This is a genomic window from Actinoallomurus acaciae (assembly GCF_042429965.1).
In the GTDB taxonomy this organism is placed as follows: domain Bacteria; phylum Actinomycetota; class Actinomycetes; order Streptosporangiales; family Streptosporangiaceae; genus Actinoallomurus; species Actinoallomurus acaciae.
In genome coordinates, this window is sequence record NZ_JBHLZP010000408.1 from 1 (window position 1) to 7,282 (window position 7,282).

General features: G+C 70.0%; 6 protein-coding genes. 3 read left to right on the forward strand and 3 right to left on the reverse strand.

The annotated features are described in order from the left end of the window. Positions 1-90: 90 nt before the first annotated feature. Positions 91-1,746, reverse strand: a complete 1,656-nt coding sequence (locus tag ACFFNX_RS36540) for a penicillin-binding transpeptidase domain-containing protein (RefSeq protein WP_378210556.1) — start codon at positions 1,744-1,746, stop codon at positions 91-93. Between the two features lie 235 nt (positions 1,747-1,981). Between ACFFNX_RS36540 and ACFFNX_RS36545 the strand changes: the two genes are divergently transcribed. Continuing rightward, complete coding sequence (locus ACFFNX_RS36545) at positions 1,982-3,841, forward strand: M64 family metallopeptidase (RefSeq protein ID WP_378210557.1); 1,860 nt, start codon at positions 1,982-1,984, stop codon at positions 3,839-3,841. Here the strand turns inward: ACFFNX_RS36545 and ACFFNX_RS36550 are convergent. Beyond that, the gene (locus ACFFNX_RS36550) at positions 3,754-4,437 is read right to left on the reverse strand and encodes a TetR/AcrR family transcriptional regulator (protein ID WP_378210558.1); all 684 of its coding nucleotides are present in this window, start codon (positions 4,435-4,437) and stop codon (positions 3,754-3,756) included. The two genes, ACFFNX_RS36545 and ACFFNX_RS36550, sit on opposite strands and share 88 nt — an antisense overlap. Before the next feature lie 102 nt (positions 4,438-4,539). Here ACFFNX_RS36550 and ACFFNX_RS36555 point away from each other — a divergent pair, with 102 nt between their 5' ends. Further along, positions 4,540-5,502, forward strand: a complete 963-nt coding sequence (locus ACFFNX_RS36555; RefSeq protein ID WP_378210559.1) for an alpha/beta hydrolase family protein — start codon at positions 4,540-4,542, stop codon at positions 5,500-5,502. A 5-nt stretch (positions 5,503-5,507) separates the two neighbouring features. Here ACFFNX_RS36555 and ACFFNX_RS36560 read toward each other — a convergent pair whose 3' ends face one another. Next, complete coding sequence (locus ACFFNX_RS36560; protein ID WP_378210560.1) at positions 5,508-6,167, reverse strand: AAA family ATPase; 660 nt, start codon at positions 6,165-6,167, stop codon at positions 5,508-5,510. Between the two features lie 773 nt (positions 6,168-6,940). On the opposite strand from ACFFNX_RS36560, the gene ACFFNX_RS36565 reads away from it, so the two are divergent. Then, a partial coding sequence (locus ACFFNX_RS36565; protein ID WP_378210562.1) for a hypothetical protein occupies positions 6,941-7,282 on the forward strand: 342 nt, incomplete at its 3' end.

A 7,282-nucleotide genomic window follows, 5' to 3' on the forward strand; every position in this document is an offset into this window, starting at 1 on the left:
CCGGAAGGGCCAAAAGACCGACCAGCACCCCCGCGAACGCAGCCGCCCCCAACAGACGCAACAGCTTGACGATCACCCGTACTCGACCTCTCATCCGACGGCCTTGAGGAACTTCGCCGCGATGGGCGCGGCGGCTTCGGAGCCGGTCCCGCCGCCCTCGACGATCACGGAGAAGGCGAGGTCGCCGTGGTAGCCGATGAACCAGGCGTGCGTGGGCGGGTCGTCGCCGGTCCCGTACTCCGCCGTGCCGGTCTTGCCCGCCGTCCCGGACGGGAAGTCCACGCCGGCGGCGGTGCCCTCGCTGACGACGGCGGGCATGAGGGAGTGCAGCGCCCGCTCGACGGCGGGCCGCAGCCTGTGCGGCGCCTCCGGTCTGTGACCGCCGGCGTCCACGGCCTGGGACACGAGTGAGGCGTCGACCAGGCGAGGCGAGCGCCAGGTGCCGTCGGCGGCGGCCGCCGCGACGCTCGCCATGTTCAGCGGACTGGTGAGCACCCGGCCCTGCCCGAACGCGGCGGCGGCGAAGGAGGCGTCGTCCTTGTTGTCCGGGAACGAGGCCCGTACGGCGGGGAGCCCGGCGATGATCGGGGCGTTGAAGCCGAACTCGGTGGCGACCCTGCTCAACCCCTGCTCGCCGAGCCGGTCCACGGCGAGACGCGCGAACGTGGTGTTGCACGAATGCGCGAACGCCTCCCGGAGGGCCACCGTGCCGAAGTCCTCCTGCTGGTAGTTGTGGAACGAGCGGCCCCCGATCGTGGTGGTGGCCGGGCAGCCGACCCTGGTGCCGGCGTCCATGCCGCCCGCGACCAGCGCCGCCGCCGTGACCACCTTGAACGTCGAGCCCGGCGGGTACTGCCCCATCAGCGCCCGGTTGTAGCCGCCGGGCTTGTTCGCCACGGCGAGGATCTCCCCGGTGGAGGGACGCAGCGCGACCAGCGAGGCGGGCTTGGCCACGTCGGTGAGGGCGTCGCGGGCCGCGTTCTGGGCCTTCGGGTCCAGGGTCGTGCGCAAGGCCTTGCCCTCGGCGCCGCCGAACCGCTTGAGCGTCCGCACCGGCGTGCCGTCCGCGTCGATGATCTGTACGGCGAGGGCGGGCGTACCGGCGAGACGGCGCTCGTACTGCCGCTGGAGCCCGTCCACACCGATCGTGTCGCCCGCGCGGTACGGGGCGCCGAGCTTCTTCGCGGCGGCGGCGGACGCCGGGCCCAGCGGACCGGTGAGCTGCTGGACGGACCCGGACGGCGACCGGCTCAGGCTGCCGCCGTCCGCCGCCTGGATGTCCGCCCGGGCCGGCCACGTGCGCGCGGCACGGAGCCGCTGCCCTTCCTTGAGGCCCGGGTACATGACCTGCGGAGACCACGCCACCCGCCACCTGCCGTCGCGCTCGACGAACGTCATCGACCCGCCGTACGTCCAGACCTGTCCCCCCGACAGGGTCAGTTCGGCGCGGTACGAGCCGCGCGCCTCGCCGTTCTTGGACTCTCCGGCCGAGGCGACGTCGTAGCGTTGCCGCGTGACGCCCAGGTCGTCCCGCATGCGGGCGAACCGGGTCTCGAAGTCGGCGGGCGGATGGTCGGTCAGGGCACGCATGGCGGCGAAGTCGCCGCCGCTCCAGGCCGCGAGGTAACGCTTCGCGGTCGCCCGCGGCCCGTCGTCGTCACGCGAGAACCACACCGCTCCCACCCCCACGAGCACGGCCACGGCCGCGATCGCGGCGGCGGCGACCATGCGGGATCGGCGCATCATCGGACTCCCCTCTGTCCGGCAGGCTTCGTCAGGCCGACAAGGACAGCAGCTGGCCAGGGAAAAGTCCAAGATGCATATGAATGTGAAGGTGATACCGATTTGGATATCGTCGCTGCTCGGCGGGCCGTTGGCCGGCTCCGCCGATCAGGTGAATCAAGGCGTCGCGCACGGTTCCGTACCGGCCTCCCGCAGACGATGATCAGCTCGTCCGATGTGCATCCGTAGGAGGCCTCTCATGCTCAGACGCATGATCGCGACGATGGCGGTCGCCGCGTCGCTCGTGGCGCCGGCCGGCGCGGCACACGCCGACGACGTCGGCAGCGCCAAGGTCGTGCCGGTCCAGGTGACCGGCGATCCGGCGAAGCGGTTCAACGTCGTCATCCTCGGCGACGGCTACACCGAGGCCGACATGCCGAAGTTCCGCGAGAACGTCGACCGGGAGATCAGCACCCTGTTCGCGTTCGAACCGTGGAAGTCCTATCGCAGCTACGTCAACATCTACCGGGTCGAGATCGTCTCCGGCGAGTCGGGCGTGAGCTGCGACCCGTCGGTGACCTCGGCCGAACGCAGCACGCCGCTGAATATGCAGTTCTGGAGCGGCTGCCGGACCGACGGCATCCAGCGCCTGCTCGTCATGGACGATGACGCGGCCGGCCGATACGCGAACCTGGTCACCGGCACCACCGCCGCCAACCGGCAGATCGTCGCGCTGGCCAACAGCACCACGTACGGCGGCGCGGGCGGGACGTACGCGACGGCGTCCGGCGGCAACGCGATGTCGTCGCTGATCATGCCGCACGAGATCGGCCATTCACTCGGCGGCCTCCAGGACGAGTACAACTACTACCAGCGGGGCGTGGCCGGCGGCGCCTACACCGGCGGCGAGCCGGACTCGATCCACCACACCCTCCTCACCGAGCGGCAGATGCGCGAGCAGCACGCCAAGTGGTGGCGCTGGCTCGGCGACCGCAGCACGGCGGGCGGCGTCATCGGCCGCTACGAGGGCGGGATGTACGACACCACGGGCGTGTGGCGGCCGAGCGAGCACTCGATGATGAAGACCCTGGGGTACGCCTATGACCAGGTGGAACGCGAACGGATGACGCAGGCCATCTCCGCGAAGCTCAACCTGGTACAGGACCAGACCCCGACCGGGGCGCCCATCGGCGCCGACCGCGTCGTCTGGCTGGAGACCCTGCACCCGGTGAGCCACACGCTGCACATCACCTGGACCCTCGACGGCAGGACGGTCCCCGGCAGCACCGACCGGCACAACGTCGACCTGGCCGGCCGGCACCTCAAGCCGGGCACGCACACGCTGACCGCGAAGGTCGTCGACCCCACCGACTTCGTACGCGACCCGGCGATCAGGTCCTCCGCGGCCCTGACCCAGACCCGTACCTGGACGGTGGACACCCGGATCACGACCACGCCGACGGCCGCCGCGGCGGGCTTCACCGACTCCACTCCGGCCGGTACGGACGTGGGCGCGAACGACGTGATCTACGCGGAGACGACGCACCCCGCGGCGTCGGTCCCGGCGGTCCGGTGGACCGTCGACGGGCGGCGGGTGACGACCCATGGCAACGACCGTGACCTCGCCCTGGGGCGCCTCCACCTCACCTCCGGGACGCACACCGTCACCGCGCGAGCGGTCGACCCCGCCACCGGCGTACGGTCATCGCCGCTGTCCTGGAACGTCGACGCGCGGCGTCCGGTGGTCGCCGCGCAGTTCTCCCGACCCGCCGCCACGCACGGCGGGACCAAGGTCTTCGACGACCGGTTCACCATGAGGCTGAACCCGTCCGACGACGGGTCCGGAAGCACGCTGGCGGAGTTCCAGGTCGACGGGGACGGCTGGTACCGCTACTTCGGCTGGCCGACCGACTCCGGCGCGCCCTTCCTGTTCACGCCGCTGGGCACGAACATCGACGACCTCTACTACGGCAAGCTCGGCAAGCCGGCGAGGGCCGTCGCCTGGGAGAACGTGCCGCCCGGCTACGGCCGTCACACGATCGAGTACCGCGCCATCGACGCCGCCGGCAACGTCGGCCGGACCACCAAGGTCGAGGTGGTCCTCCGCAAGACCGGCTGACGGCGTCTCTCCGGCGAGCGCAGTCCCGCGACGAGGAGTTCGACCAGCCGGCGCGCGTCGTAGCGAATGTTGTCACCGGCGCCCGCGCACAGGCCCCCGATGCCGCGCATGAGCTCGTAGGCGTCCAGGTCGGAGCGGATCTCACCGGAGGCGGCCGCGGCGTCGAGCAGTTCGGTGCACACGGGCACGAGCCGATCGACGAAGTAGGAGTGCAGGGGGTCGAAGCAGGGGTCGTCGGACTGCAGCACGGCGGCGAGTCCTTGCTTGGTGACCACGAAGTCAACGAAGAGGTCGATCCACCGCCCCAGCGCGGCGTACGGAGTCGCGCCGCTCGCCCGCAGCGTGGGACCGGCCGCGGCGAGGGCCTCGACCTGATGCCGGTAGACGGCGATGATCAGATCCGCCCGCGTCGGGAAGTGGCGGTAGATCGTGGCCGTCCCGACGCCGGCCTTGGCCGCGATGTCTCGTATCGGCGCTTCGACGCCGGACGCGACGAAGACCGCGGCGGCCGCCTCGAGCAGGGTCTCCTCGTTGCGCCGTGCGTCCGCCCGTTTGGGCCGGGCTGCGCGCCCCGAGCCCGGGTCGCCGTCGTCCACACGCTTCCCTTCGTCGCCGAGGTTGATAACCGGGACACTGTCCCGTATGTTCAAACGGGACGGTGTCCCGTTTTTATTATGCCAGATCAGGAAGGTATTTCCATGAGCGAATCGGACACGACGGCCATGGACCTGGCCATCGGCGTCGGTGCGCCGGCGCCGGCCGTCTCGGTGAAGCCGATCGTGCTCCCGGCACCGGGCCGGGGCGACGACCTGCGGGTGAGGGTGTCCGCGCCGACGGCCGGGCGCGACCTGCCGATCATCGTCTTCTCGCACGGCTCCGGCTCGTCGCTGGACGGCTACGGCCCCCTGGCCGACTTCTGGGCCGCTCACGGCTTCGTGGTCATCCAGCCCACTCATCTCGACTCAAGGACGCTGGGCATTCCTCGCGACGACCCCCGTACGCCGCGGATCTGGCGCTTCCGGGTGGAGGACCTGAAGCGCGTCCTCGACCGGCTGGATCTCCTGGAAGCCGCTGTTCCCGGCCTCGGCGGGCGCCTGGACCGAAGCCGCATCGCCGTGGCCGGACATTCCTTCGGCGGCCAGACGGCGGGCAATCTGCTGGGCCTGCGCGTCCTCGACCCGGAGACCGGGCGGGAAGAGGATCTGTCCGACCCGCGCGTCAAGGCGGGGGTGCTGTTCGCCACGGCCGGAGAGGGCGGAGCCAACCTGACGCCGTTCGCGGCCGAGCACTTCGCGTACATGAATCCGAGCTTCGCGCACATGACCACGCCGGCCCTCGTGATCGTGGGGGATCGGGACGACACGCCGCGGAGGCATCGGCTGACCGTCCGGGGGCCGGATTGGATGACCGAGCCGTACGCCCTGAGCCCCGGTGACAAGAGCCTGCTCACCCTGTTCGGCGCGGAGCATTCGCTCGGCGGAATCGCCGGCTATGAGGTCGCGGAGACAACGGATGAGAACCCCGGACGGGTCGCCCTGATCCAGCGGCTCACGTGGGCCTACCTCCGCCACGCCCTCGACATCGACGACTCCGGCTGGCGGGCGGCGCAAAAGGCCCTGTCGGAGAGCGCCGAGCCCCTGGGCCGAATCGAGTCGAAGTAGGGCGTTCAGAGCCCGAACGCCTCGGTCACCTGCGCATACAGGTCGTCCTCGGTCATCGCGGTGTCGACCTGGATCGTGCGCAGTCCGAGCTGCCCGGCCTCCTCCTGGAGGCGTCTTGTGAACACGCGGTCGCGTTCGGCGATGTTGCGGTCGGCCCTCACCGGATCGCTGGTCCTCCTGGTGAACCCTTCCCCTGGCGCGGCCCGGTCCCGGAAGGCGGCCTCGCGGAACTCGGGGGTGGGGAGGAGCCAGACGGCGTGCCCGGGGACGGCGAGTAGCGGCTGCACCAGATGTGGCAGCAGCCGGAAGCCCTCGACGACGACGCGGGGTTCCCGGGGCAGGCGAAGAAGGTCCTCGACGATCAGGTCGAAGCCCTCGCCGCGGAACCAGTGGAATGTCTCGAGCATGACCTCCGGAGAGCGGTTCACCCATCGCTCGTCCATGTCCATGGCGATGAACTCGTGGAGGAGGGGAGCCTCCTCGGGAGTGGTCCGCCCGGCGTGATCCCGCATCACGTCGTCGGTCGCGTAGAGTCGCCAGCCGTGACGGCGGGCGAGCCGGCGGGCGATCGTCGACTTGCCGGCGCCGCTCCCGCCGCCGATCCAGTGGACGTGCCGTAGCCGCTCTGCGGCGCCGGTCGCCTCTTCGCGTTGTCCGGGTCGCATCCCTCTCCCGTTCACTGGGCGAACCTGTCCACCGAACAAGGATAAAGGGTCACTATCCGCGGCTGGCGTACTAGTCGGAGCATAAGTGACATTTCTTGAGTAGTCGCTGGATTTTCGGGCGCAAACGGTGTGATGGCGCGGTGCCGTCGTCGGCCGGACAAGTGGCGTCGAAGATGGGTCATTTGCCCGAGCCCCTATCGCCTTGCATTGACGCACTGTAACCGGCTGGACGCCCAGGGTGATGTCTTTAGCAGTGCGAACAATCGCGGGTGTCCTAAACGGGGGCCGATGACGTTCGGTGAGCTGAGGCCGGGGATGGCCGGGATGTATGTGCGGCTATGTCACCCTGTTCGTCCGGGTCTGTCGCGTGTGGGATGTCACGTAGGGTGACCGATAAAGTGTGCGCGAAGAAGCGGTTCGCGATTGACTTTCCGAAGCCGGGTAATGGCTGCTGGATTTCCTTGGTCATTTTTGCGGGAGGAATCCGGGTGAGAGCGAGCCGGAGCTTCACAACAGAAAACCGCGAGACCGTCCCCGTCGTATCGCGATGGTGCGGCCGGTCGCGTACCTGATGTGAATTGCCCCGATTCGCAGCTGCGGATCAGGCGCGATGCAGGAGTGTGATGAAATGGCAATGATGACCATTTCGCTGCGGTTCATGGGTGATCGTGGCGACGACCCGTTGCTGTCCGGACCTGTCGCACGTCACGCCTGGTGCGCCTGGGCGCGGTACGCGACCGGCGACGGGCCGGATCCGGCCCCCGGTGGCGGTCGTGGGTGACCAGGCGCGGTCCCGGCGCTCCGGAGACTCCGGGCGCGACCGGGGCCGGGCGGGCCGGCGCGGCCCGCGGCGCCACCGCATCATCCTCTTCGTCGTCGGCGGCCTCATCGGGCCCGGATACTGGCTGTGCGGCTCGGTGTGGGACGGCCGGTTGCTCGGGAAGTCCCCGACGGAGAGCCGCTTCACGGAATTCGTCCTCGCGATGGTCATCGTGGTCGTGGCGTCCTGGGGGCTGCTGCTCATCCTCGACGAGGCGCTGCTCTTCGCGCTCGCGGTGGTCCGGGCCGACGACCGGGAGCGCTACGACATCTACCGCAACCTCATGATCCTCTGG